General features: G+C 45.0%; 23 protein-coding genes and 6 tRNA genes. 16 read left to right on the top strand and 13 right to left on the bottom strand.

The window, feature by feature from the left end; translation table 11 throughout:
• Positions 1–58: 58 nt before the first annotated feature.
• Positions 59–226 (bottom strand): DUF2986 domain-containing protein, encoded by a 168-nt coding sequence (locus A3773_RS17515; protein WP_075109476.1) that lies wholly within the window; start codon positions 224–226, stop codon positions 59–61.
• 291 nt (positions 227–517) lie between these two features.
• Here A3773_RS17515 and A3773_RS04425 point away from each other — a divergent pair, with 291 nt between their 5' ends.
• The 5 genes from A3773_RS04425 to A3773_RS04445 all read left to right on the top strand — a co-directional run bounded on the left by A3773_RS04425 (position 518) and on the right by A3773_RS04445 (position 4,609).
• Positions 518–724 (top strand): cold-shock protein, encoded by a 207-nt coding sequence (locus tag A3773_RS04425; protein ID WP_067861674.1) that lies wholly within the window; start codon positions 518–520, stop codon positions 722–724.
• A 487-nt stretch (positions 725–1,211) separates the two neighbouring features.
• Positions 1,212–1,418, top strand: coding sequence for a hypothetical protein (locus tag A3773_RS04430; protein ID WP_231902143.1), 207 nt, complete (start codon positions 1,212–1,214; stop codon positions 1,416–1,418).
• A 147-nt stretch (positions 1,419–1,565) separates the two neighbouring features.
• Positions 1,566–2,273, top strand: coding sequence for a DUF445 domain-containing protein (locus A3773_RS04435; protein WP_067983486.1), 708 nt, complete (start codon positions 1,566–1,568; stop codon positions 2,271–2,273).
• A gap of 137 nt (positions 2,274–2,410) precedes the next feature.
• Positions 2,411–3,862, top strand: coding sequence for an aldehyde dehydrogenase family protein (locus tag A3773_RS04440; protein ID WP_231902144.1), 1,452 nt, complete (start codon positions 2,411–2,413; stop codon positions 3,860–3,862).
• A 93-nt stretch (positions 3,863–3,955) separates the two neighbouring features.
• Positions 3,956–4,609 (top strand): tRNA (adenine(22)-N(1))-methyltransferase TrmK, encoded by a 654-nt coding sequence (locus tag A3773_RS04445; RefSeq protein ID WP_067983489.1) that lies wholly within the window; start codon positions 3,956–3,958, stop codon positions 4,607–4,609.
• A 33-nt stretch (positions 4,610–4,642) separates the two neighbouring features.
• Here A3773_RS04445 and pyrC read toward each other — a convergent pair whose 3' ends face one another.
• Together pyrC and A3773_RS04455 are read right to left on the bottom strand one after the other, a co-directional pair.
• Positions 4,643–5,671, bottom strand: a complete 1,029-nt coding sequence (pyrC, locus tag A3773_RS04450; RefSeq protein ID WP_067983491.1) for a dihydroorotase — start codon at positions 5,669–5,671, stop codon at positions 4,643–4,645.
• Positions 5,672–5,889: 218 nt separating this feature from the next.
• Positions 5,890–6,228: a hypothetical protein gene (locus A3773_RS04455; protein ID WP_067983493.1), complete on the bottom strand. Its 339-nt coding sequence runs from the start codon at positions 6,226–6,228 to the stop codon at positions 5,890–5,892.
• A 417-nt stretch (positions 6,229–6,645) separates the two neighbouring features.
• Here A3773_RS04455 and dnaX point away from each other — a divergent pair, with 417 nt between their 5' ends.
• Genes dnaX through A3773_RS04485 form a run of 6 tightly spaced genes read left to right on the top strand, consistent with a single transcriptional unit; the run spans position 6,646 to position 11,531 of the window.
• Positions 6,646–8,643 carry a DNA polymerase III subunit gamma/tau gene (dnaX, locus tag A3773_RS04460; RefSeq protein WP_067983494.1) on the top strand — a complete coding sequence of 666 codons (1,998 nt, stop codon included), beginning with the start codon at positions 6,646–6,648 and terminating at the stop codon, positions 8,641–8,643.
• Positions 8,644–8,660: 17 nt separating this feature from the next.
• Positions 8,661–8,987, top strand: coding sequence for a YbaB/EbfC family nucleoid-associated protein (locus A3773_RS04465; RefSeq protein ID WP_067983496.1), 327 nt, complete (start codon positions 8,661–8,663; stop codon positions 8,985–8,987).
• Positions 8,988–8,990: 3 nt separating this feature from the next.
• Positions 8,991–9,590 carry a recombination mediator RecR gene (gene recR, locus A3773_RS04470; RefSeq protein ID WP_067983499.1) on the top strand — a complete coding sequence of 200 codons (600 nt, stop codon included), beginning with the start codon at positions 8,991–8,993 and terminating at the stop codon, positions 9,588–9,590.
• An 11-nt stretch (positions 9,591–9,601) separates the two neighbouring features.
• The gene (gene rnd, locus A3773_RS04475; protein WP_067983501.1) at positions 9,602–10,783 is read left to right on the top strand and encodes a ribonuclease D; all 1,182 of its coding nucleotides are present in this window, start codon (positions 9,602–9,604) and stop codon (positions 10,781–10,783) included.
• 19 nt (positions 10,784–10,802) lie between these two features.
• Entirely contained in the window at positions 10,803–11,090 is a 288-nt protein-coding gene (locus tag A3773_RS04480; protein WP_067983505.1) for a YcgL domain-containing protein, read from the top strand.
• A complete protein-coding gene (locus A3773_RS04485) occupies positions 11,091–11,531 on the top strand; it encodes a YcgN family cysteine cluster protein (RefSeq protein ID WP_075109478.1) in 441 nt (146 codons plus the stop codon).
• 1 nt (position 11,532) lies between these two features.
• Here the strand turns inward: A3773_RS04485 and amt are convergent, their stop codons facing one another.
• The 4 genes from amt to A3773_RS04505 all read right to left on the bottom strand — a co-directional run bounded on the left by amt (position 11,533) and on the right by A3773_RS04505 (position 19,708).
• Positions 11,533–14,610 (bottom strand): ammonium transporter, encoded by a 3,078-nt coding sequence (gene amt, locus A3773_RS04490; protein WP_067983507.1) that lies wholly within the window; start codon positions 14,608–14,610, stop codon positions 11,533–11,535.
• 261 nt (positions 14,611–14,871) lie between these two features.
• Positions 14,872–16,551 carry a 30S ribosomal protein S1 gene (gene rpsA, locus A3773_RS04495; protein WP_067983509.1) on the bottom strand — a complete coding sequence of 560 codons (1,680 nt, stop codon included), beginning with the start codon at positions 16,549–16,551 and terminating at the stop codon, positions 14,872–14,874.
• 232 nt (positions 16,552–16,783) lie between these two features.
• Positions 16,784–17,563, bottom strand: a complete 780-nt coding sequence (locus tag A3773_RS04500) for a nucleotide exchange factor GrpE (protein WP_067983512.1) — start codon at positions 17,561–17,563, stop codon at positions 16,784–16,786.
• Positions 17,564–17,626: 63 nt separating this feature from the next.
• Positions 17,627–19,708: a carboxy terminal-processing peptidase gene (locus A3773_RS04505; RefSeq protein ID WP_067983514.1), complete on the bottom strand. Its 2,082-nt coding sequence runs from the start codon at positions 19,706–19,708 to the stop codon at positions 17,627–17,629.
• 151 nt (positions 19,709–19,859) lie between these two features.
• On the opposite strand from A3773_RS04505, the gene bamJ reads away from it, so the two are divergent.
• The 5 genes from bamJ (at position 19,860) to A3773_RS04530 (ending at position 25,847) form a co-directional block, all read left to right on the top strand.
• Positions 19,860–20,375 (top strand): BamJ family beta-barrel-assembly machinery protein, encoded by a 516-nt coding sequence (gene bamJ / locus A3773_RS04510; RefSeq protein WP_067983516.1) that lies wholly within the window; start codon positions 19,860–19,862, stop codon positions 20,373–20,375.
• A 20-nt stretch (positions 20,376–20,395) separates the two neighbouring features.
• Entirely contained in the window at positions 20,396–21,679 is a 1,284-nt protein-coding gene (locus A3773_RS04515; RefSeq protein WP_067983519.1) for a M18 family aminopeptidase, read from the top strand.
• A gap of 277 nt (positions 21,680–21,956) precedes the next feature.
• Positions 21,957–22,823, top strand: a complete 867-nt coding sequence (locus A3773_RS04520; RefSeq protein ID WP_067983521.1) for an HAD-IIB family hydrolase — start codon at positions 21,957–21,959, stop codon at positions 22,821–22,823.
• Between the two features lies 1 nt (position 22,824).
• On the top strand, positions 22,825–24,060 hold the full coding sequence (locus A3773_RS04525; protein WP_067983523.1) for a glycosyltransferase family protein: 1,236 nt from the start codon (positions 22,825–22,827) through the stop codon (positions 24,058–24,060).
• A 26-nt stretch (positions 24,061–24,086) separates the two neighbouring features.
• Entirely contained in the window at positions 24,087–25,847 is a 1,761-nt protein-coding gene (locus tag A3773_RS04530) for a sugar phosphorylase (protein ID WP_067983525.1), read from the top strand.
• 23 nt (positions 25,848–25,870) lie between these two features.
• Here the strand turns inward: A3773_RS04530 and A3773_RS04535 are convergent.
• From A3773_RS04535 to A3773_RS04560, 6 genes are all read right to left on the bottom strand, one after another.
• Positions 25,871–25,947: transfer RNA gene (locus A3773_RS04535), tRNA-Pro, on the bottom strand.
• 36 nt (positions 25,948–25,983) lie between these two features.
• Positions 25,984–26,060 (bottom strand) — tRNA-Pro (locus A3773_RS04540).
• A gap of 36 nt (positions 26,061–26,096) precedes the next feature.
• A tRNA-Pro gene (locus A3773_RS04545) sits at positions 26,097–26,173 on the bottom strand.
• A gap of 36 nt (positions 26,174–26,209) precedes the next feature.
• A tRNA-Pro gene (locus A3773_RS04550) sits at positions 26,210–26,286 on the bottom strand.
• A 36-nt stretch (positions 26,287–26,322) separates the two neighbouring features.
• Positions 26,323–26,399 (bottom strand) — tRNA-Pro (locus tag A3773_RS04555).
• 17 nt (positions 26,400–26,416) lie between these two features.
• Positions 26,417–26,492 (bottom strand) — tRNA-Asn (locus tag A3773_RS04560).
• Between the last annotated feature and the right edge of the window lies 1 nt (position 26,493).

Here is a 26,493-nt window from a genome sequence, read left to right on the forward strand (position 1 = left end):
GGAGTGGCGTTCCGACCAGTCTATGCTTCTTTGGCGCGTCCCCCACGTGGTCATCCTGTTAACGTGGGTCAGTAGCGTTCTCTACACTGTCAGCGGGGGCGTCGCTAGTATTAGCGCGCTCTGCTTTAGAGACGTAGCGAGGTTTAGTACTTTTAGGGGCCTGTTTGGCATTGGCGCGTTTGACTCTCTTCTTTAAGATTTGAAAGATCTTTTTCTTACGGTTCATAATCTAAGCCTTTAACGTGGTGACGCGTGAGTGGACAATAGAACGGATTATAGATGTTTATACAATTTAGTCATTATTTGCTTCTTTATATAAATAAGCGTGTATAACCTTTGACATTAGTTATCTGACTCTATAATATGATCACCAGCTTGAGATTGATCCGCTATTTATGCACAACCTTTCGAAGTATTTCCGTAATTCCTCGTCCTGTTTTTCATAAGTAAAAGTAAAAGATCGCGCATAAACAGCCTGAATTAAGGCTAATTATTTATTTAAAATAGGATGACAAACATGTCTACTACTACTGGCACTGTTAAATGGTTTAACGAAGAAAAAGGTTTTGGTTTCATTGAGCAGCAGTCTGGTCCAGACGTTTTCGCTCATTTCTCTGCAATCCAGGGTGATGGCTTCAAAACTCTTGCTGAAGGTCAGCAAGTTGAGTTTTCTGTAACTCAGGGCCAGAAAGGTCCACAGGCTGAAAACATTCGCCCTGTATAAGTTCAGTTTACTTCTTTTAATTCTCTGAATTAAAAGCGAGAAGAGTATGATCAACTCATACTCTTCTTTATCTACACCCTCATTTGAATAGTTTGATCTGTCTACAAATTCCTTTCTGTTTTATAGCAATATTTATTTCTGCTCTTTACCTTTAGTTGTTTATTGTAGTTTTTAGTTGATTTATTAATTAGCTGATAAGTAGGTCCTATTTAAGCATAAATAGGAGTTTATACTTTGCTGGAAAATCTCAGTGAAAATCTATGTGTATCTAAATTTTCAGGTATACATTATGATCAATGGGCGTGTTACGAATTGATCGTGACGGCATCCCAATCAAAACGAAAAACTTGGAAGCCTGTAACAGGATTAATGCCTGCTGAGGCCATGAGTCACTTTTTGCTACGAAACTATCCTACCGAACAAGTATCTAGTCAGTTTCGTGCGATTGTTAACTAAGTATATCTGTATATGAGAGAAACTAGATTTGATGGATAAATCTTTTGTTCTAGAACGCATTAATGTTTTTGCAGGACAGCCTATCGATCCTGCTTCAGACCTTGAAGTTAAGCAATTATTACGTAATAAGTTTAATATTGCTTTACCCCAGCGCCGGACGTTAAACGAATCCCTAGAAGCAGTAGCTAGCGATCACGATGTTATCGATTTAATTATTCAATATCGTCAACAACCTTAAATACAGATTGTTGTATTCATACCTCCTAGTTATCAATTTCAACTAAGCACTTGTATTTTATCTAATCTGCCTCTATATACCTGAGTCGTGTTGTCGTTTTTTATGCGGCTTTCAATGCGTTGTCGGTTGTTTTTGGAGCTACCATTTATGAATAAGAGTTTGTTAACTAATTTATTGGCTGCACTTGCCTTTTTAACAGGCTTTCTTGTGGATGATAATGTGTTACTAACCATTGGTTTATTTGCGCTTTCGGGTGCGTTAACAAATTGGTTAGCGGTTCATATGTTGTTTGAGAAAGTACCAGGCTTATATGGCTCTGGTGTGATTCCCGCCCATTTTGAAGATTTTAAACTGGGGATCAAAGCGCTATTGATGGATCAGTTTTTTACAGAAGAAAATATCGAACGTTTTTTAGGTGCCGAGAATGGAAAACAACCTGATCTTCATCTTGCACCGGTTATCGAAAAAATCGATTTCTCCCCTACATTTGACTCCTTAATTGAAGTTATCCAAGCGTCTTCCTTTGGTAGTATGTTAGCTATGGTCGGAGGAACAGACGTTCTACAGCCTCTACGTCAGCCCTTTATTGATAAAATGAAATCCTCTATTGAGGAGATGACGCGTGATGAACACTTTATTGCGATGCTGCGTGATGAGTTGGAAAGCCCCAATGTGATGGCTGAAATGCGCACTAAGGTTGAATTAATCGTTCAGCAGCGTTTAGATGAGCTGACGCCGCAGCTGGTTAAAGAGATTGTTCAGCGCATGATTAAAGAGCATCTCGGTTGGTTAGTTGTCTGGGGTGGTGTTTTTGGTGGGCTTATTGGTCTGCTGGCTGCGATTGTCGGTATGTAGCCCCTACGTTTTATCTGTCTATCTTGAAGCCGCTGTTATAGCGGCTTTTTTGTTTTTGCAAGATCGTTTAAATTATTAATCCCAACCTGAGTCAAACGCTGTTTTTTTAAATTGGGCAGTGAGGTCTCTATCGCTTGATGAATAGGCTTTCTATGGTTATGCATGACTTAAACAAGTTTTATATTAATGGGCAATGGGTCGAGCCGAATGGGCAGGAGCGATTGGATGTACTAAACCCTGCCACCGAGCAAGTGGTGTCGCGCCTTAGTGTCGGCAGTCCTGTTGATGTTGATTGTGCAGTGCAAGCGGCGTCAGCTGCATTTGAGCACTTTAGTCAAACGGATAAGCCGTATCGAATGGCTCTTCTTGAACGCATTATTGAACAGTATCAGGCAAGGATTGAGGAGCTAGCCCTTGCTACTACGGAAGAGATGGGTGCGCCTATCGTCTTCTCCCGTCGGGCACAAGTGATGGCCGGTCTAGAGCATTTGACTGTTGCGCTTATTGTTTTGAAGGAGAATGATTTTACCGAGAGGTTGGGGACAACAACGATCGTGAAAGAACCGGTAGGTGTGTGTGGCATGATCACACCTTGGAATTGGCCGCTCAATCAAATGGCATGCAAGGTAGCCCCAGCGTTGGCAGCCGGGTGCACGATGGTGCTAAAACCAAGTGAATTGGCGCCAAGAACCGCTTATATCTTTGCGCAAATTTTAGAGGATGCGGGTGTACCCGCGGGGGTTTTTAACTTAATCAATGGTACAGGAGCGCTGGTCGGAGCGGCCTTAAGCGCCCACCCCCTTGTGGATATGATCTCTTTTACGGGCTCAACCCGTGCGGGTAAGCAGGTTTCAATTGCGGCTGCAGAAAACGTGAAACGAGTCTCCCTTGAGCTTGGTGGAAAGTCAGCCAATATCATCCTTGATGATGTGGACTTTTCTACGGTGATAACGCGTAGTGTGAAAGCGGTCATGAGTAATACCGGTCAATCCTGTAATGCGCGGACGAAAATAGTGGTACCGGAGCACCGTTTAGCGGACACCATAGAGATCGCAAAAGCGGCGGCGGAATCTATTAGGGTGGGCGACCCTATGAGCGATAAAACACAGATGGGGCCCGTTGCGTCTTTTCAGCAGTGGGAGCGTGTGCAAGCATTTATTCAGCAGGGAATAGATCAGGGAGCGCTATTAGTGACCGGTGGGCTTGGGCGTCCGGCTGGACTTGAAAAAGGATGCTTTGTTAGGCCGACTGTTTTTGCCCATGTGACACCAGCAATGACTATTGCGCAGGAGGAAATTTTTGGTCCGGTGGTCTCCATTATGGCTTATAAAACAGAAGAGGAGGCAATAGCGATCGCGAACAGCAGTATCTACGGATTATCCGGTGGCGTATGCTCCGCTGATGTGCAGCGAGCAAAACGTGTGGCCGCGCGATTGCGTACAGGTACGGTGCATTTGAATGATGCGGCGACTGATATGCGGGCTCCTTTTGGGGGGTATAAGCAATCAGGTAATGGGCGAGAATGGGGGCGCTATGGTGTAGACGAGTTTATGGAGACCAAAGCGATATTTGGTGACCTGTCTAACTGAAGACTACGTGGTGCTGGGTATGGGCTGCGTAGTGTGTGTGGGTTGTTGTGTTAATGATGGCTCAATCTGTAATCTTATATTGTAAGGGATCTTTTGAAATTATCAGCTCGTTTAGAGGCGCTTGTGGCGATGGTTGGCGCACCTTACCCTCATATTTGGGATTGTTGTTGTGACCATGGTTATTTGGGGTACCAGTTGTTGGAAACTTACCCTGACTCGGTTATTCATTTTGTTGATGTTGTTCCGTTATTGGTTGCGCAGGTTGATCAGCTATTGACCGGTACCGCGTTGCCTCCTGATCGTTGGCAAACCCATTGTGTAGATCTTAAAACCTTAATCTTGCCTGATAAACGTCAGCGCCACCTTATGATTATTGCGGGTGTTGGCGGTGATTTAATGGTTGAAATGGTGACCCAGTTGCTGCGGAATAATAAACATCAGTCGTTAGATTTTTTATTATGCCCTATACGCCAGCTGTATAAATTACGTACCGAGCTGAATCAGCTAGGGTTGGGTTTGGTTGATGAGGCGATAGTGAAAGATGGTCGCCACTTCTACGAGTTGATCTATGTATCAACCGGCAGTGAGCGCAAGATAAGTAGTGTTGGTGATATGTGGGACCTGACTAACCCCGTGCATCGGGAGTATTTGGCCCTTAATATTGAGCACTATGAGCGGATGGGGGCTCAAGTAGCTAATCCGGCACACCCTGCGTTACAAGCATATCGTAAGATGTTGAGGTGTTAAAAAAGGCTGCATCTGCAGCCTTTTCGGATCGTGTTACTTTACTCGCCAATTGATCTGTTCGCCTGCGCGAATGGGAACAACCTGATCCTCGCCTAGTGGATAGCTAGCCGGTACATCCCAGCTTTCTTTGATTAAAGTAATCGTGTCGCTATTACGGGGTAGGGCATAAAAATCCGGTCCATTAAAGCTAGCAAAGGCTTCTAACTTATCGAGTGCATTAGCCTCGTCAAACACCTCTGCATACAACTCAATAGCCGCATGAGCGGTGTAGGAGCCTGCGCAGCCGCATGCGGCTTCTTTGGCGTGCTTCATGTGTGGAGCAGAATCGGTCCCTAAAAAGAATTTATTACTGCCAGAGGTCGCTGCTTTAATTAACGCGTCCTGATGAATGTTTCTTTTTAATATAGGTAGGCAGTAATAGTGGGGACGTATACCTCCAGCCAGCATGTGATTGCGATTGAACAGTAGGTGGTGGGCTGTGATGGTTGCAGCTACATTCGCTCCAGCGGAGGCCACAAAGTCGGCTGCATCTTTGGTTGTGATGTGCTCAAGCACAATTTTTAAATTAGGAAAATCGTTAACGACATCCTTAAGGACCGCGTCGATAAAGGCTTTTTCACGGTCAAAAATATCAATAGATGCATCTGTAACTTCGCCATGCAGTAGTAATGGCATACCGACATCCTGCATAGCTTCAAGCGCAGGGTAGATATTTTTGACCGAAGTTACACCGGAATCTGAATTGGTTGTTACTCCTGCAGGGTATAGTTTTGCCGCGACAATCTGACCGGTTGCTTTGGCTTTTCTTATCTCGTCTGGCGCCGTGTTATCTGTTAAATAGAGCACCATCAATGGCTCAAATGCGCCTTGTGGGTTCTGGTTCATAATACGCTGACGATATGCTAGAGCCTCTACTGTATTCGTTGCTGGCGGCACAAGGTTTGGCATAATGATAGCTCGCCCCATATAGCGGCTTACATCACGAACGGTATCTTTAAGTTGTACCCCATCTCTGAGGTGAATGTGCCAGTCATCTGGGCGCGTAATAGTAATAGAGGTCATTTGGAAACTCACAGATTTTAGTCAGATATGATCGAGCGGATTAACTGTATATTATTTCACGGATATGTTTTGAATGCGCATCAATTTTAGTTAAGGGGTGCTCGTTCAGCTTAAAAGTATAGTCTAGGCTTGTGGATAAAGGGGTGAAGCGATGGGGGGGGAGGTGAACTGTACGGCGTGTTCTATGGGCGAGGGGCTGTTAAGGGTAGTAACTTGTGCTACTCCTCGGTCCAGACGGTTCTTATCGGATCGCCAAAATCATCGTATATTACTTTTTTTTGTGGCGCTTTTTTCGGTTCTTTTGCTTTTGTTTGGGTTGTTGTGGCCGCTTTATTTTTACGGCGTGAATCAATCGTTGAAAGCAAATTATGAACGGGGGTGCGTTCTGTCGGACCTGGATTGTCGAAGCTCGTTTTATGGTGGTTATAGCGTCCATCAACGAGTCCAGATTCACCCATTTCTACCTGCTCAATTTCCCCACCTTTTTGCAGATACTGGTTGACCTCAGCATTGAGCTGATCTCTAAGTTCTGCTTTAGAGGGTCGTTTTTTAAACATAAATAAAGCCTAGTTTGATCACTCTTTAATTTTAAACATAATGTTTAGTGCTTGCGAAGCACGTTTGAAGAGATAGTTAAAAAATTAAGGTACTTATACATACATTAATCTAAAAGGTTAACGTATTTATAGGTTGCTGAGTAGTGCCATGCTGTTCGTATTATTGATGCGATTACTAGGACGGAGGGTGTTGATAGGAATTTATATGAAATACACTCAGTTTAGTAACCCCTAGAGTACCACGCATCCCTTCATCTGTTCGTACTTTTCAGAAAATTGATGAAGTTGGGTACGAATTATACGATCAGAAGAGGTGCAGCTAGCTCGGTTGTTAAAAGCAAGGTTTCGCTGGCGAAAAAAGGGCGCAAAAGGTAGCATAGAGCTCTGTTTTTTTTAACAATAAGCTGCATATATTCGATGAGTTATCAGGTTCTGGCGCGAAAGTGGCGTCCTGCGAGATTTCAAGAGATGGTGGGTCAGGAGCATGTGCTTAAAGCACTTGTGAATGCTCTCGATGATGACCGATTACACCATGCCTATCTATTTACGGGGACCCGAGGTGTAGGTAAAACCTCTATTGCGCGCTTATTTGCCAAATCACTTAACTGTGAAACGGGCGTATCATCGACCCCTTGCGGTCAGTGTTCGGCGTGCAAAGAGATTGCCGAAGGACGTTTTGTCGACCTGATTGAGGTTGATGCGGCATCGCGGACAAAGGTAGAAGACACCCGTGAGTTGATGGAAAACGTACAATATGCGCCGACCCATGGCCGTTACAAAGTTTACCTCATTGACGAAGTGCATATGCTTTCAACGCATTCTTTTAATGCGTTATTGAAAACTTTGGAAGAGCCACCGCCTCATGTGAAGTTTTTACTGGCGACGACCGATCCTCAAAAGCTTCCGATTACTATTTTATCGCGTTGTTTGCAGTTTAATCTTAAAAACCTGATTCCTGAACGCATCGTTAGCCACCTTTCCCATGTACTGGGTGAAGAGAATATTAGCTTTGAAGAACCGGCGCTGTGGTTATTAGCACGTTCAGCTGATGGCTCTATGCGTGATGCGATGAGCTTGACCGATCAAGCGATTGCCTTTGGTGCGGGGGCTATCAATGAAGCCGATGTGCGTGCGATGTTGGGGACAATCGATCAGCGTTTGGTTTACCAAATGCTGGATTGCCTGGCTGCGGGTGATGCTAAAGCATTGATGGCCGCGGTGACCGATCTTGCTCAGTTTTCGCCAGATTACAATACGGTGCTAGGTGACTTGCTTAGCGTGTTACATAGGATCGCGCTGGCGCAGACTATCCCTGATGCTGTGGATAACAGCATGGGCGATATGATTCAAGTGCAAGCGCTTGCTGGTACGTTAAGTGCTGAAGATATTCAGCTCTATTATCAAGTTGCCTTGATGGGGCGTAAAGACTTGCCGTTTGTCCCTGATCCCCGAGAAGGGTTGGAGATGGTACTGCTCCGTATGTTGGCATTCCGGCCTGCAGGAGCGAAACCGCGAACGGTTGCGCTTAACTCGGAGAGTGCCGCTGTTTCGACTCCGCCTGTTAACGAAGAGGTCAAGCAACCGGATAGCGCTTTGCCTGTGCCGAAGGGTGATGTGAGTTCCTCAGTATTAGAGGCGAGCCACACTGAAGCGGTGTTAAAAGAGCAACCAGAGCCCGTATCGCCTCCGCAGCCGGTTGAGCCTGAGCCGCAGTATGAAGATGTTCAAGCGACACACTCTAGTCAGCCTAGCGGGGATTATCATCAAGAGCCGCCTGCTTATTATGATGAACCGGCTTACCAGCCGCCCCAGAGCGAGGTAAGCCCAGCAAAAAAGTTTGAAGATGACGTCGCACCGCAGGAAGTTGTGCCTCCGTGGGATCTCGATGAAGGAGACTCGCAGGTTGCGCGCGATGGCGCTATTCATTCACCGGTTCAGCAAGCGGTTTCCGATAGCCCCACTGATTTTACATCATTGGATGTGGCTAAAAGTAATGTCGAGATTGAGTCATGTCCGCGTGACTTAAATGCAATTCAGCTACCCCATTGGGTACATATTGCGCGAAGCTTAGGGCTTAGCGGCATGACCGAAAGTTTGGCCACGCATATCTCGTTAGAAGAGATTAGGCCTGATGCGGTCGTTTTGCATTACACAAAAGATCAAAAGACAATGTTAAATGAAGTACAGCAAGAGCGGATCAGTGATGCGCTGAATGCCTATTTTTCGTTGCCGTTGAGTGTCGAATTTTTACAGGCGCCGCAAACGCAAGAAACGCCTGCGCAGTATTTAAATAGAAAGCGTGAAGAGCGGCATTCTGAAGCGATTACGTCAATTCGTAATGATGAGACGGTAAAACAGTTACAGCAACATTTTGATGCACAGATAGAACTCTCCTCTGTGCAGCCCATCGATTAATTTTGAGGTAAATGGTAATGATGAAAGGTGGAATGGGTAACCTGATGAAGCAGGCCCAGAAGATGCAAGAGAACCTACAGAAAGCGCAAGAACAGGTTGCCCTTGCAGAGCAAACCGGTGAGTCGGGTGCGGGTCTGGTAAAAGTCGTTATGAATGGTCGTCACGATGTTAAAAGCATTAATATTGATGACAGCCTAATGGAAGAAGATAAAGAGATTTTAGAAGATCTTGTCGCTGCCGCTGTGAACGATGCAGTGCGTAAAATTGAAGCACATACTCAAGAGAAAATGGCTGAAGTTACAGGTGGTATGGGTATGCCCCCTGGATTCAATATGCCGTTTTAACTTATGTCGTTTAGTCCACTTATTCAGCAGTTGATCACCGCGCTTCGTTGCTTGCCGAGTGTCGGTCCAAAATCTGCTCAGCGTATGGCTTTTCACCTGTTAGAAAGGGATTCGGAAGGGGCTTTAGCTTTATCTGAAATTCTACAAAAAGCGGTTGCCGAGGTAGGGCATTGTCGTCAATGCCGGACATTATCCGAGCATGAGCTGTGCGAGATATGTAAGTCTGAGAGCCGAGATCGGTCGATTCTTTGTGTATTAGAGTCGCCTGTAGATGTATTGGCCATTGAGCAAACCGGCGGTTATAACGGATTGTATTTTGTGCTTTCGGGTCATCTATCACCTATTGATGGCATTGGGCCGGAAGATCTCGGTATAGATAAACTTCTAGACTATATTCATGCCACTGAAATAAATGAAATTATTTTAGCGACTAACCCAACGGTTGAAGGTGAGGCTACCGCACACTTTATTGCTGCTCAGGTAAAAGAGCTTGGTATAAAAGTAACGCGTATTGCCCATGGTGTACCGGTTGGGGGTGAGCTTGAGTTTGTTGATGGTGGCACATTAGCACACGCGATGGCAGGCAGACGTTCACTGCTTTGAGGATTTAAAAGTTGTCAGATTACAATTGGAAAACGTTAGAGTCTTCAGCAGAGACGCCTGTATGGATTAGGTCGGAAGCCGATCTGAGTCGATATTGTGACCACTGGCGAACCTTACCGTTGATCGCTCTTGATACGGAGTTTATTCGTGTTGAAACGTTTTATCCTATTGCCGGGTTAATACAGGTTGCGGATGAACGTCAGTGTTACCTTATTGATCCTTTAGATATATCGGACTTTAGTGCCTTGGCCGCCCTGTTTAAGGATGAGGCTGTTATTAAGCTGATGCATGCGGCAACAGAGGATCTAGAGCTGTTTTTGAAGGTGATGGGCGTGTTGCCGACCCCTGTATTTGATACGCAGATAGGGGGCGCACTACTTAATTGGGGCTTCTCTATGGGGCTGCAACGTATGCTTGAGCAGAAGCTCGGTGTACAGATGGAGAAGCACGAAACGACATCGGATTGGCTTAAACGCCCACTAACAAAAAGCCAAGAGCATTATGCGGCGTTAGATGTGGCTTATTTACCTGCGATCTATGAGATGCAAAAGCAGGCGTTGAGCGAACGGGGTACCTATTATTGGGCTGAGCAAGAGAATCAGACCATGCTTGATAACGCCTTGATTGATGACGTTGAGGGCTATGATTACTATCGCCGTTTCACGCAGATGTGGCGCTGTCCTACCCATAAGCTTGCCGCTTTGCGAGATCTGACCGCTTGGCGTGAACAGGTTGCACGGGATAGAGATGTGCCACGTAATCGGATCTTAAAAAACCAAGTGCTGCTGCAAATTGTTGAGGCGTGGCCGAGGAATTTAGGTGATCTATCGCGCCTGCATGAGATTAGAAAACATATCTTGCGAAGTGATGGTGAAACTATTCTTGGTTTTCTGCGGGCGGGGGCGGATAGCGCGCAAGCGAACCCACCTGAGCCTATTCCAAAACCGCTACACTATTTTTGGAATAAGCATCTAAAAAAATTGAAAGCCATTGCGCGTCGAGCGGCTGAAGAGAATGATCTTGCGCCGGAGATTTTGTTACGGCGGAAAGAGTTAGAAGCGCTGGTTCGATCAGGGGTTGATGAAGGGGAATATAAACTCCCTCCTCAAATGTCAGACTGGCGTCAGCAATTGATTGGTGCAGCATTGTTGGACGAGCTTGAAGTGATTGAGCGTTTACGATGTTCAACTTAAAGATAAAGGTGTTTTCCTAATGAAAATTTGTTCTGTTTACTTAAGTTCTCGTAAAGATGAAATGTATCTCTATGTTGATAAGCGAGATAAGTTGAGTAAAGTGCCGGAAGCACTACTTGAGATGTTCGGCGCCGCTAAATTGGTGATGGATATTCCATTAACCGCGAAGCGCAAGCTGGCGCGTGTTGATGTTGATAAAGTTGTGGCGGGCTTGGAAGAGAAGGGCTACTACCTACAGATGCCGCCACCAAAAGATGATTATATGCTGGATCTGCACAAAGATCGTCCTGAAAGCGGTGTGCGTTAAGTGGCTGCTCAGGAAGTTTTTTGGCGGAGTAAGCGTTTAGACGAGATGAACTCGGTTGAGTGGGAGTCTTTATGTGATGGCTGTGCATTGTGCTGTTTGCATAAGCTAGAGGATGAAGAGACTCAGGAGGTTTTTTATACCTCGGTTGTTTGTCACCTGCTTGATTTTGAAACCTGCCGCTGTACTAAGTATGAGGAACGTTGCTCGCTGGTTCCTGCTTGCGTCAAACTTCGACCTGAAGACGTAGACTCTTTTCATTGGCTACCTCCAACCTGTGCTTATCGATTAGTGCATGAGGGCAAAGACTTGCCAGACTGGCACCCGCTTATCAGTGGTGAGCAAAAAACCGTTATAGAATCGGGTGCGTCCGTTTTAAGTTGGTATGAAGTCAAAGATAACGAAATCGATGAAGAGGATTTCATCGATTACGTACTGGAATAGGTTAGTTAAGTCGCGGGTTCTCATCCCTGTCCGTTGGATTAGTCAGGGTGAGAAGTGCGGATATCTTGTTGGCGGCTAAGGGTTTGTAAAAGTAATATCCTTGGAAAACCTCACAACCTAGCTGGAGCAATGTATTCAGCTGGCCTTCTGTTTCGACCCCTTCAGCGATGGTATTTAAATTCAGGTTTTTAGCTAAATTGATAATCGTGGCGCATATTTCAGTATCTTCATCTTTGCGATGACACTCTTCAACAAAGGACTGATCTATTTTTAGGATATCTAAAGGGAGCCGTTTTAAGTAGTTGAGTGAGGAGTAGCCTGTACCAAAATCATCAATGGATATACTGATATCCAGCGCTTTAAGTTTCTCAAGTACATTAATACAGCTTTCTATATCTTCTATTAATACCCCTTCAGTGATCTCTATTTCTAATAATGAACCGGGAATCGAGAAAAGCACAAGCTGCTGTTTGATAAAGGGGACAAGTTCGTCGGATATCAGGTGCTTGCCGGATACATTTACCGCAACGGGTACCGGCGTAAGGTCTTGATCAATCCATTCCCGGATCTGGGTGAGGGCTTGGTTAATAACCATCTCGCCGAGCTGAATAATGAGATTACTTTCTTCAGCGATTGGAATAAATTCGGACGGTGGAATAATGCCCTGTTGGGGGTGATCCCACCGGATGAGAGCTTCCAGTGCAATAACATTATCTTTACTGCGGAACACTTTAGGTTGATAGACTAAGTGAAACTGTTGTTTTGCGAGTCCTATTTTAATCAGCCGCTCATAGGTGGCGGATTTAGTGACATTTTCCGCCATGTACGGTTGGAATATTTTGTAATTATCTCGGCCGCCCTCTTTTGCTGCATACATCGCTATATCCGCTTCTTGGATAAGGTGATCGGCTTCGGTCTGTCCAAAGGCTGAGAGTGAGATGCCGATGCTGGTTGGAATATTGAACTGCTTCTGACTGATCTCTACCGGCTTGCGCATTATTTCTAAAATACCTTGCGCTTTTTTGCTGATCACACTGTCATTGATTTTACCTTTAAGGACGACCACAAACTCATCGCCTCCCCAACGTGCGATAAGGTCATCTTCGCGGGCTACTTCCGTCAATCGTCTAGCGACTTCACATAACAGCTCGTCACCGGCTTTGTGCCCGAGGGTATCATTAATCTTTTTGAACTTATCAAGATCGAGGAAGAAGAGCGCAACGGTTTCGCCGTCTAGTTTTGCCATATTGATGGCTTCAGACAACGACTTCATCATAAACGTACGGTTAGATAGACTCGTTAGCGGGTCTTGATAGGCAAGAAATTTCAGCCGTGATTGCAGTTTCTGTTCGCGCGTAACATCGCGTATATGCAGTGTAAACTCTGTGCGGGCATCATCTTTTAAACGAGTACTGGTTATCGTTACTTCGGCAGGGAAGGCATGTGCTGAGATCCGTTGAAGCTGTATTGTGTTGCGTCTGTTTAGAACCAGCCCGTTTGCTGAGCTGAAAAAATGACGAAGGCTGTATTCAACGGATTCTCTATCTTCATCTAGTACAAAAAACTGGGTAAAGCTTTTCCCTTCCACTTGTCTTTTTAGACACCCCAGTGTGCGCTCTGCGGAGGGGTTAAACTCAATAATCTTGCCTTCCCAGTCGATCGATATAATGCAGTCCATTGAGGAGTCAAGAATGGCGCTTTTCCGCTGTTCACTGGCTTGGTATTGGTCAATCGCAAAGTCTTTTTGCGACATCTCTTGATTGATGCGGGTGATAACTTGGTTGTATTTTTTCGCGATTTGTCCCACCTCAGTAAAAGGTTCTTCCTTAACGGGTGAGGTGAAGTTACCGAGGTTTTGCTGTTGTTCCATATCGCCTAATAGATCAATAAGCTCGGTTGATGCACGATGTTCGGCAATATTTAGTCCCTGCTTTTCATCGTTGGCAGATACGCGTAGCGGGATAAAACGATTAACCAGTCTGAGTAAAAAATAACTCACACAAAAACTGTAGAGACCGATGGAGGCAATGCCGTAAATCTGTGCGCTCAGCTGTTCGGTGAAGGTCAAACCCGTATTGAGTATGGAGTAATCAGCGAAGAAAGCTACGGCTAGCGTGCCCCAGACGCCAGCCATTAGGTGGGCGGGAATAACGGCAAGCGCATCATCTATTTTGACCTTTTCTAGCCAGAGCGTACCGTAGTAAACAATAGCGCCAGATATCATGCCTATAAATGCAGCGGATAATGGCTCAACAGCGAAGCAGGATGCGGTAATGCCGACAAGCCCTGCAATAATGCCATTGAGAATATAGCTCACATCAATAAAACGTTTATCAATGTAGTGAAGGGATGATGCAATGAATCCGCCCCAGATGCCGGATAAGCAGGTATTAAGAATGATCTTTGGGACTTGGTCATTCATTTCTAAGACACTGCCGCCGTTGAAACCAAACCAACCAAACCAAATTAAGAGTGTACCCATGGTTGCCATGGGAAGATTGCTCCCCGATGGGAATTTTGTTTTTCCGTCATAGCGGCCTAAACGGGGGCCAATGATGATCACGCAGGCTAAGGCAACCCAGCCGCCAACGGAGTGCACAACGGTTGAGCCGGCAAAGTCGACAAAGCCAAGGAGTTGTAGCCAGCCTTCTTGTGTTTCGCTGTAGAGATTGGCCCATGCCCAATGACCCGTAATAGGGTAGATGGCAATGCTGAGAATGGCGGTTGCAAAGATATACCCAATAAAGCTCATCCGCTCGGCGACCGCACCAGAAGTGAGCGTTGCGGCGGTACTGCAAAACATCATTTGGAAGATAAAGAAGCAGATCTCATAGGCGGAGTTGTTATTGCCAAAGAGGAAGCTGTCCGTGCCGATTATCCCTAGATAGCTGTGGCCAAACATTAGCCCAAACCCAGCGATCCAAAAAATGGTGGTTGAAAGAATAAAGTCAGTGATGTTTTTTGCAGCAACGTTGATGCTGTTTTTACTACGCGTTTTACCGCTTTCTAGGCATAAAAAACCAGCCTGCATTAGAAACACCAATAGTGCAGAGACAATCAGCCACATATTATTCAGCATGCATTCTTTCCTTGGGTTTACGTCATTGCTTACTTTACGTGCTTAGTACCTTGTTATGCCATTGAAAAATGAAGTGAAATCAAAAATATAGCTATATTTATTATCAAGCAAGAATCATACCTTGCGCCAATGAAGGCTCGATGCTGTGAAAAACAGGAGCAGGGGAAGTGTTGATGTGTTTAGAAAAAAAAGCAAAAAAAAACCGCAAACAGTCACCTGTCTACGGTTTTTATTCTAGCCACTAAATGGCTTGAGAGTTTATTACTTCTGGTTGTCTAGCTGTGCTTTGATCAAGTCACCAATAGTGGTTGGACCTGATACTTCAACTTCAGCGTTGCGTACAGCAGAGATCGCTGCTTTTTCTTCAGCCTGTTCTTTCGCTTTGATAGACAGGTTGATTACGCGGTTACGACGATCCATAGTGATGATCTTAGCTTCAACGTCGTCACCAACGTTAAGTACTGTAGATGCATCTTCGATACGGTCAACAGAGATCTCAGATACTTTCAACGTACCTTCGATGCCTTCAGCAAGTTCGATTACAGCAGCTTTAGCGTCTACGGAGATAACTTTACCGTTTACGATAGTGCCTTTGTCGTTTGCTGCAGCGTATTCAGCGAATGGGTCGCTTTCAAGCTGTTTGATACCAAGAGAGATACGCTCTTTCTCTGCATCGATAGAAAGGATAACCGCTTCAACTTCTTCGCCTTTCTTGAACTGGCGTAGTGCTGCTTCAGCATCAGCTTCCCATGTGATGTCAGACATGTGAACTAGACCGTCAAGCTCGTCCTGTAGGCCAACAAAAATACCAAAATCAGTGATAGTTTTGATTGTGCCAGTTACTTTATCGTTAGCAGCGAACTGCTCAGCGAAAGTAACCCAAGGATTAGCAGTACACTGCTTGATACCAAGAGAGATACGACGACGTTCTTCATCTACGTCAAGGATCATAACTTCCACTTCATCACCAATGTTTACAACTTTTGATGGGTGGATGTTTTTGTTAGTCCAAGACATTTCAGAAACGTGTACTAGACCTTCTACGCCGTCTTCGATAGATGCGAAGCAACCGTAATCAGTAAGGTTAGTGATACGTGCCTGGCACTTAGCACCGGATGGGTAACGCTCTTTGATAAGCGCCCATGGGTCCATAGATAGTTGCTTAAGACCAAGAGAAATACGACCAGATTCTTTGTCGAATTTGATGATCTTAACAGTGATCTCGTCACCTGGGTTCAACATTTCAGATGGGTGGGAAATACGTTTCCAAGCCATGTCTGTAATGTGAAGTAGGCCGTCAACACCGCCTAGATCGATGAAAGCACCGTAGTTAGTTAGGTTCTTAACGAAACCTTTAACTTCCTGACCTTCTTCCAGAACAGCTAGCAACTCATCGCGTTGAGCGCTGTTAGCTTCCTGTAGAACCGCACGGCGAGAAACAACAATGTTGTTACGCTTAGGGTCTAGTTTGATCAGTTTAAATTCAAGTTCTTTACCTTCTAGGTGATCAACGTCACGAACTGGACGTACATCTACCAAAGAACCCGGTAAGAAGCCTTGGATGTTGTTGATGCTAACAGTAAAGCCGCCTTTAACTTTGCCGCTGATGTAACCTTTAACAGTTTCTTCAGCTTCAAATTTAGTCTGCAGAACTTCCCAAGCTTCAGCGCGTTTAGCTTTTTCACGAGACAGACGTGTTTCACCAAAGCCATCTTCAACCGCTTCTAGTGCAACTTTAACGTCGTCACCGATTTTGATTTCAAGTTCGTTTGCATCGTTAAGGAACTGTGAACGCGGGATGATTGCTTCAGATTTAAGGCCGGCATGAACAGTAACCCAGTCGCTGTCGATATCAACAACTTCACCAATTACTAATTTGCCAGGAGTCATGTCTAGTGATTGAAGGGATTCTTCAAACAGATCAGCAAAGCTTTCGCTCATTGAAAATGTCCTATATGTAAGGGCCACATACCATTTTTATAATTTAATGGGACTGTAGCACTTCAGCCTGTAATACCGGTTTTACAGGGTCAGTTTTAAGTAGTTCAAAAAGGGTGTTTTGACCGGTGTAGCACCCAAATCGATAGAATTTGAGCGCGTATTATACAGTAAAACCATAGGCTTGACATAGGCTTTACTGCGAATAGGTGCTTTTATATCCAGAATTTAACGCTTAAATGGGTTTGTCGTAGTTACTGAGGCGTTCATAAAGGGCTGTTTGACAGGGTTTGACGACTGTATCTAAATCACTTCTTAGATTATTCGGTAGGATCGAACTGTCCTGTTGGCGAAAAAAAGTCGTAATTAGACGTTCTTCACGGGGGGAGTTGGCGGCAATGTCGATGCCATCACCTACACAAAATGCAAATTCAGGCAGGTAGTCTCGGACCAGGGCTTCGCGTTCGCTTGTGGACAATATTAAGCTTTTAGCACCGATAAACTTTTTATATTCGTGACCGGCTGCCGCAGACATCGCTTCTACCTTTAGATTGGAGAAGCGTCGAGCGTCGGGCATATCAAGTAATAACTTTTTTAACTGCCTTTCGACCGCGGTGATCTCTTCTGCCAGCGACAGTGGTGCAAAGTGTTCATTTAAGGATTTGTAGTTTTCTAGAGAGGCTATCTCTGCTTTGAGCGTCTCTATTTCGGCGCGTAGTTCTCGCTGCTCTTCGATGAGTTGCTCATTATCGTCCATCAACCCCTTGATCACTTTTTGGGTAGGGGTTGCTTTGCTTTCATGAAACGTGGAGGGGAGTTGCTTGGCGCCAAGCTCCCCAACCGATTCAGAGTGAGTGTTGCTTGGGAGGACGGTAAAACCAAATTTTTCAAGGTCTTTTAAGTTTTCTGCATGCTGCCCCTGCATCTGGTTATACATAACAAAACCGCCGCCACCTAAGGCGATTAAGATAACAGGAATAGCAATCAATAAGACGATGTTCTTTTTGGTACTCATCCAACATCCTTTTATAAGAGGCTTAACACACCTGAATTACCAAATGGCCCAACCCACAATCGATTAGTTTTGTTCCGCTTTAGCTGACGAGTATTGTAACTGCATCAATACAGCATCTAAAAGAATGCGGCCGCTTTCAACAAGCATCGCTTCTGACTCTGGGTTGATCGGACGTCCTTGGCTATCTTTTTTCTGCTCTTCATCAAGGTCCGATAGTTTCTCAATCGGCGGAAGGCCTTTTTGTGCACGGCGGGTGTTTTCTGCTTCAAGCTGCCATGCTTCGGCGCTATCCCGTTCCTGTTTGAGAGCGGTTTCTTGTAACGGAATTAGGCTGCCTTCTTTACGCACTTCCTCTAATCGTTTGACCTGTTTACGCATAAATACGAAATCAGGGTCTTCAGCTGTGCGTGATTGATGGCGCTGTTCAATCTGGCCCAAAAATGCTTTTACGCTTGGGTAGTTACCGTGGGGTGCTGAGCGAACTTTATCCCATGTTAGGGCGTTCTCTAGCGCGCTTTCGCCAATAATTTCAGGGTCGTATAGTGTCGGGTAATCTATATCAGGCATAACCCCTTTATTCTGAGTACTTTCACCTGAGATTCGATAAAACTTTGCATGGGTCAATTTAAGTTGACCATGATTTAACGGCAGTAGTGTTTGTACGGTGCCCTTACCAAATGTTTGGCCGCCGATGATAATGCCGCGCTGATAATCTTGGATTGCACCCGCGAAAATTTCAGATGCAGAGGCGGATAAGCGGTTTACCATAACGGCGATAGGGCCAGTGTAAGCAACTTTTGAGTCCCGATCGCGAAGGACTTCTACCCGACCTGAGGAGTCTTTAACTTGAACGGTAGGACCATGTTTAATAAATAGGCCTACCGTATCGTTGGCTTCTCTGAGTGAGCCGCCACCATTATTTCTAAGATCAATAATTAAGCCCTCAATATCCTCTTCTTTTAGCTCATTGATCAATTTTTCTACGTCGCGAGAGGTGCTTTTGTAATCTTCATCGCCACGTTGGAGTGCTGCAAAGTCGATATAGAAGGCGGGGATCTCTATTACCCCAAGCTTAAAGTCGCGACCTAAATGGTTGACCTCTATAATGCGTTTTTGTGCAGACTGCTCTTCAAGTTTTACTTTATTACGCACGATTTTTACGATCTTAGGGGCTCTTTCTTCTTGATCAGAGCTTTTGATCTCTAAACGCACGGTAGTATCTTTAGGGCCGCGAATCAGTTGTACAACATCATCTAGACGCCAGCCTATAACATCTTCAATTTCGCCGTCAGTACCTTGGCCTACACCGATGATTCTATCGGTTGCTTTAAGCTGACCTGTTTTGTCTGCTGGACCGGCAGGCACAAGACGTACTATTTGTGTAAATTCGTTTTCACTCTTTAAGACCGCACCAATACCCTCTAATGAGAGGCTCATGTTGATTTTAAAGTTTTCTGATTTTCGGGGTGAAAAGTACTGAGTGTGCGGGTCATACTGTTTGGTAAAGGCGTTAGCAAAGGTTTGGAATACATCTTCGCTGTTGACCTGTAGGGAGCGTTTTAATTGATTGTTATAACGCTTGATTAACACTTCTCTCGCTTCTTCGTCAGACTTATCCGCGAATTTTAGATTGAGTAGAGCGCTTTTTAAACGGCGATCCCATAGTGCATTCATCTCTTTCTCAGAGGTGATCCAAGGGGCTTCTTCTCGATCGGTATTCAGCATCTCTTCTGCATTGAAATCGAATACTTTGCCGTCTTCGAGCTCACTAATGGTAAACTTTAAGCGATCTTCAAGCCGCTCTTGAAAACGGTTGTAGATAAAGTATGCATCATCTAGATCCCCTTTTTTGATACTGTCATCCAGCGTAAAGCGGTACTTTTCAAACGCTTCAATGTCGCTTTTATAAAAATAGCTACGTGATGGATCTAAGTCTTTTAGATACTGATCAAAGATCTGATTTGAAAGCGTGTCATCAATAGGGATACGGTTGTAGTGACCCAGCTTTAAGGATTCGTTGATCTCTAATAGCGTTTGTTTGTGTACAGGTTCTGATTCCAGTGGCGTTACAAGCGCATTGGCTGTAATCGGTACTAAAAGCGAAAAGGCTGCGATGAAAAGTGTATTAAGTAGCGGTCTATGCATAATGTATTTCTTAACTTTTTAAGCTCTGGATTCAGTTATGACCCTGTTTAGGAAAGATTAGTTCCCAAACTTACGTCAGTTGAGTGTAGACATGCTGAAGAGTGATGTAAAATCTATTACCTCATAATCTCTGGCTATATTGGAATAAAAAATGAAATTTGTTGTTAGGTTTGCGAGCTTAGTGATGGTCTCCGCGCTGTTATTTGGCTGCGGAGAGGATGCTGAAGAAAAACAATTTAGGCAGACATTGATCGATAAAGCACTTAATGATGATGTAAGTAAAGAGGGGGCTGCTTTTCTGCAAGCAAACGGGTTACAAGACGGCGTTGTTACGACACAAAGCGGTTTGCAGTATAAAGTCCTTGTTGAAGGTAAAGGGCCAAGTCCATCAGTGACGGATATTGTTACTGTGCATTATGAAGGTACCCGTGTTGATGGTCATATATTTGATAGCTCTTACCAGCGAGGTGAACCCTCTGATTTTCCATTAAATCGTGTGATTAGAGGGTGGACTGAGGGTGTTAGGATGATGAAAAAAGGCAGCCAGTGGATCTTGTTTGTCCCGCCTAAGCTTGCGTATGGCGCAACCAGCCCCTCTGATGATATACCAGCTAACTCGACCTTGATTTTTAAGATTGAGTTGATCGATTTTAAAGCGGCAGAATAAGTAGGAATTAAAAGAAAATTATGTCTGAGTTATTAGTGGATCTTAAAGCTTTTTTGCAATCCTCACCTACGCCTTATCATGCCGTTAAGGCGATGGCTAAGCGTTTGGATGTAGCGGGCTATCAATATCTTGATGAAGCTGATAGTTGGGCCCTGAGTGAAGGGGGGCGCTATTACACCGTGCGTAATGGCTCCTCTATTATTGCTTGGTGCCTGCCTAAGGCTAAAAGTGTCATTGAGTCCGGTTTTCGAATGGTCGGGGCGCATACGGATTCTCCTTGTTTAAAAGTAAAACCTCAGCCCGAGCTTCATAAGCATGACTATCAGCAGTTAGGGGTCGAAGTGTATGGGGGTGTACTACTAAACCCATGGTTTGACCGAGATCTCTCGATGGCGGGACGAGTGAGTTACTTAGATGTTGATCGTAGGCGCAAGCAGGCGTTGGTTAATTTTCAGAAGCCGGTTGCCGTACTGCCTAGCTTAGCGATTCACTTAGATCGTGATGCGAATACGAGTCGTACGATCAACGCTCAGACCCATCTGCCAGTAATTTTGGCCCAAGGGGCGCATGCTGGCGATTTTAAGTCGATTTTATCTCAGCAATTAATAAAAGAAGGTGTCGCTGATGTTGCTGAGATTTTAGATTATGAAATCTCATTATATGACACCCAAGAGCCTTCCATCGTTGGGCTTGCTGATGAGTTTATCGCATCGGCGCGTTTGGATAATTTATTAAGTTGCTTTATGGGGCTAAACGCATTGCTTAATGCCGATTCCGATGAAGGGGTCTTATTGGTGTGTAACGACCATGAAGAGGTCGGTAGTATGAGCGCAGCTGGTGCCCAGGGGCCGATGTTAAGTCAGGTTATTGAACGCTTAGTGCCTGCTGTTGAAGATCGAGTGAGAATGCTCAATCGCTCTATGTTGATCTCAGCGGATAATGCGCATGGTGTTCATCCTAACTTTTCTGATAAGCATGATGCGAACCACGGCCCTCTATTGAATGCGGGACCTGTTATTAAAATTAATGCGAACCAGCGTTACGCCTCAAATAGTGAGACAAGTGGTTTATTTAAAGATCTCGCGCAGCAGGTGGGTGTGCCGGTTCAATCTTTCGTTGTGCGTAGTGACATGGGGTGCGGTAGTACTATCGGGCCGATTACTGCCGCTGAGCTAGGTGTGAAAACACTTGATATCGGCGTGCCACAGTTTGCGATGCACTCCATTCGTGAATTGGCGGGCGTGCAAGATGTCGATTCCTTAATTAAAGTGCTAGAAGCGTTTTATAAAGAAAAGTATGTGTAAGCTTCACTAGCTTGCCTGGGCGTTAAATGAGATGATTTTGGCGCCCTTTTATTTCGTTAAATTCCCCTCTGTTGTTTCCTCTATATCTGTTCCTCTCTCTGGTTTTGAATGTTTAGGGCTAGGCGTTGCCGCTGCTTCGTTTTTGAATCGGTATGCTTTGTGCAAGGACTCTACTATTAAGCCTATGTTTTAGCGTTTCTATGTCGGATTTGCACTCTATTGGTGCGCTATGAATGAGTGGTTGATTCTGGTGCACGTTTTCGAAAAGGGAGGATGGATGTTTGCAAAGGTTCTGATCTTTACTGACCTTGATGGCTCATTGCTGGATCATTTTAGTTACAGTTTTGAGGCTGCCAAGCCGCTACTGACCCTCTTTAGAGAAGAGGGTGTTCCCGTTATTCCTGTGACCAGTAAAACGCGGGCTGAGTTGATGCTTTTGAGTTCCGATTTAGACAATAGGCATCCCTTTATTGTGGAAAATGGTGCCGCCATTTTTATTCCTCAAGGTTACTTTCCATTTAATCCACCCGGTTGTGAATCGCTTGATGGATATGATTGTTATGCGTTTTCAAAGCCGCGGGACTTTTGGTTGGGTGTGTTATCCGAAGTATCGGAGGCGTTCGTGGGTGAGTTTGATACGTTTACTTCGCTGGGCATTGATGGAATCGTTCAGCTGACAGGCTTGTCTGAAGAACGTGCGCAGCTAGCGAATCGGAGGGAGTACAGTGAGCCGGTGATGTGGCGTGGAACTGAAGCGCGTAAATCTATTTTTGTTCAAAGACTTAGGAAGGCTGGGGCGACCGTTTTGCAAGGGGGGCGCTTTCTCCATGTAACTGGGGGCTGCAATAAGGGGCAGGCGTTTCAATGGTTGTGTGATCAATATGTTAAGCATTGGGCAGACCCATCAGTACTAACGATTGCTGCAGGCGATAGTTATAACGATATAGATATGTTGCACGTGGCTGATTGTGCATTGGTTATTCGCTCTCCAGCGCATGACTTTCCTGAGATAAACCATCCAAATGTGTATTACACCACTCAGTACGGTCCTGTGGGCTGGGCTGAGGGGGTGTGTCGATTTTTGGGTGTGAACGACGACAGTGCAGATGTAATTGACGATTTACGAAATAAGTTAAGGGGTTAATATGGCTGATTTTTATCAGAATGGAATTATTACTACACTACATAACCTGTCGAATAGACCTATTGATGATGTTGAGGCTGAGTTAGTTCGCTTTAGTAAAAAAAGACCGATGGCGCTTATTTTGCCTTCGCTATTTTCGGAGCTTGAAGGGCCTGCGTTGGATCATATTATTGATGAACTTTGTAAAGTGCCTTATCTCTCTGAAATTGTTATAGGGCTAGATCGGGCTGATGAGCATCAATTTCGTTTTGCGCAGCGTTTTTTCAAAAGGCTGCCTCAGCATCATCGAGTGCTTTGGAATGATGGGCCACGGTTAAAAGCCTTAGATGCAGAGCTGCAAGCGTTAAAGCTAGCACCTAAAGAGCTGGGGAAGGGGCGGAACGTATGGTACTGCATGGGGTATGTGTTGGCGTCTGGGCGTGCTGAGTCGGTCGCGCTCCATGATTGTGACATTACAACATACAATCGCGAGATGTTGGCGCGGTTAATCTACCCTGTTGCTAACCCTCAGTTTAACTATGAATTTTGTAAAGGGTTCTATGCGCGTGTCGCTGATGGTCAGATTAATGGCCGCGTATGTCGGTTATTAGTGACGCCATTACTGCGTGCATTAAAAAAGGTATTTGGTGAGATTGAATACCTACAATATATGGATAGTTTTCGTTACCCCCTTGCGGGTGAGTTTTCCTTCCGTCGCGATGTGTTGAGTGACATTAGAATCCCGAGTGATTGGGGGTTGGAGATCGGTGTGCTATCGGAGATGCACCGTAACTATTCAAATAACCGCCTTTGTCAGGTCGATATTGCTGATCAGTATGATCATAAGCACCAAAACTTATCGCTGAATGATAAAAATGCGGGCCTATCAAAGATGTCTATAGATATTACGAAAGCGCTATTTAGAAAGCTTGCTACCCAAGGGCATACTTTTAATAGCGAAACCTTTCGTACCATTAAAGCTACGTATTTTCGTATAGCGTTAGATTTTATTGAAACCTATCACAATGATGCAGTGATGAACGGTTTGCAGCTTGATATTCATGGGGAGGAGCAGGCGGTTGAGATGTTTTCTCGCAACATTATGACAGCGGGCGAGCAGTTTTTAAGTAATGCCATGGATACGCCGTTTATACCAAGCTGGAGCCGGGTAAGTAGTGCGATGCCGGAGGTGTTTGATCGTCTAGTCGAGGCGGTTGAATTGGACCATAACGAATTTATGGCGGATGCGCTTAGCTAGTTTCTTTAAATAGGGATGTTATCGATATGAGCAGTAGAACGAGCAGTTCGGCTAGCGAGCAATTAGGCTTTCAGGTCCTAAATCATCTACAGGTTATCTATGCCGAAGAGCGTGATGAGGCGTTGTTGGGGTTGGCGTCTGAGCTGGTTGAGATTATGCGTTTGCAGCAGGTGGGCACTATACCTCTCTCCCATAAAAATGACTGGAATGAAGCTGATGTGATTATGATCACTTATGGTGACTCATTGCATCAACCAGGAAAAAGAGCGTTAACGACCCTGCACCAATTTCTTCATGAGCAGTGTGAGGGGGTGATTAATGGTGTGCATGTTTTGCCTTTCTTTCCTTATAGTTCGGATGATGGTTTCTCGGTTAGTGATTATTACAAAGTGCGGGCGTCGGTGGGTGAGTGGGGTGATATAAAAAAACTCGCGTCAGAGTTTCGTTTAATGTCGGATGTGGTTATTAATCACTGCTCGAGTGAAAGTGGTTGGTTTCAAAACTTTATTAAAGGGGAGGGTGTGGGGCACGATTACTTTTATGTTGCTAACCCTGATGATGACCTATCTCAGGTTGTGCGCCCACGTACAACGCCGTTGTTAAGAGAGGTTGAGACTGCGAAGGGGGTTAAGCATGTTTGGTGTACCTTTAGTCATGACCAAGTGGATTTCGATTTTAGAAATACGGATGTACTAAAAGAGTTTGTTAAAGTTGTGCGTTTTTATCTTGATAATGGCGTCAATATTTTTCGTTTAGATGCGGTTGCATTTTTGTGGAAAGAGGTAGGTTCGAGCTGCTTAAATTTGGAGCAAACCCATGAGATAGTGCGTTTGTTACGTGTCTTGATTGAGTTTGCTTGCCCGACCGCTATGATTATTACGGAAACAAATATCCCTAGTCGGGAGAATCTTTCCTATTTTGGTAATGCTAACGAAGCCCATTGTGTTTATAACTTTTCACTTCCACCGCTGCTGTTACATGCACTGCTAACGGGCCAGAGCTTCTATTTAAAACAGTGGATGATGAGTATGCCCCCTGCCCAAGATGGTACGGCTTATTTTAACTTTATTGCCTCTCACGATGGTATAGGGTTACGGCCCGTTGAAGGTATTCTGCCTGATGATGAGGTTGAAAAGTTAACGGAGACTATGCAGGCGTTTGGTGGGCATATCTCATGGCGTGCTTTAGATAATGGTGTGAATAAGCCTTATGAGATAAATATCACTCTGTTCGAGGCCCTAAAAGGGACTATCGAAGGGGAGGATGTGTTGGGTGTAGAGCGTTTCCTATGCGCTCATACCATTATGCTCGCGCTTGAGGGTATTCCAGGTGTTTATTTTCAGAGTTTATTGGGGAGTCTTAATGATCATGAGCGAGTAGCGATGACAGGGAGCTTTCGCTCGATTAATCGTCATCATTGGGACTACCATGCATTAGTTGAGTTATTGGGTGATGATAAATCTCATTACGGGCGTGTTTTTACGGCCATGAAACGGCTGATCTCTATTCGGACGGGGCAGTCTGCATTTCACCCAAATGCGACGCAATTCACACTTCATCTTGGTGAGCAGATTTTTGGTTTTTGGCGACAAGGTCTTAATCGACGTCAGAGTATATTTTGCTTAAATAATATTAGTGATAAGCCGGCGGTTTTGCTTTTATCCGATCTTAATTTGATTAGTACCCATCAGTGGTCAGATCTATTAAGTGGAAATGTTTTCGATGATCTTCATGCGACTGTTGAGATAGCACCCTATCAAAGCATTTGGTTATCGAATGAAAAATAAAAGGATAAGTAGAAAAAGAGAAGTGGTCGGAGTGATAGGATTCGAACCTACGACCCTCTGGTCCCAAACCAGATGCGCTACCAAGCTGCGCTACACTCCGACATAACTGCTATGCAGTAAAGCCAAAAGAGAAAAGTGGTCGGAGTGATAGGATTCGAACCTACGACCCTCTGGTCCCAAACCAGATGCGCTACCAAGCTGCGCTACACTCCGACATAACTGCTATGCAGTAAAGCCAAAAGAGAAAAGTGGTCGGAGTGATAGGATTCGAACCTACGACCCTCTGGTCCCAAACCAGATGCGCTACCAAGCTGCGCTACACTCCGACATAACTGCTATGCAGTAAAGCCAAAAGAGAAAAGTGGTCGGAGTGATAGGATTCGAACCTACGACCCTCTGGTCCCAAACCAGATGCGCTACCAAGCTGCGCTACACTCCGACATAACTGCTATGCAGTAAAGCCAAAAGAGAAAAGTGGTCGGAGTGATAGGATTCGAACCTACGACCCTCTGGTCCCAAACCAGATGCGCTACCAAGCTGCGCTACACTCCGACGTTCATCTTTTCAGATGGCTCCCTGAGCTGGACTCGAACCAGCGACCAATAGATTAACAGTCTACTGCTCTACCAACTGAGCTATCAGGGAT

The sequence above is a fragment of the Neptuniibacter pectenicola genome (assembly GCF_001597735.1).
Lineage (GTDB): Bacteria > Pseudomonadota > Gammaproteobacteria > Pseudomonadales > Balneatricaceae > Neptuniibacter > Neptuniibacter pectenicola.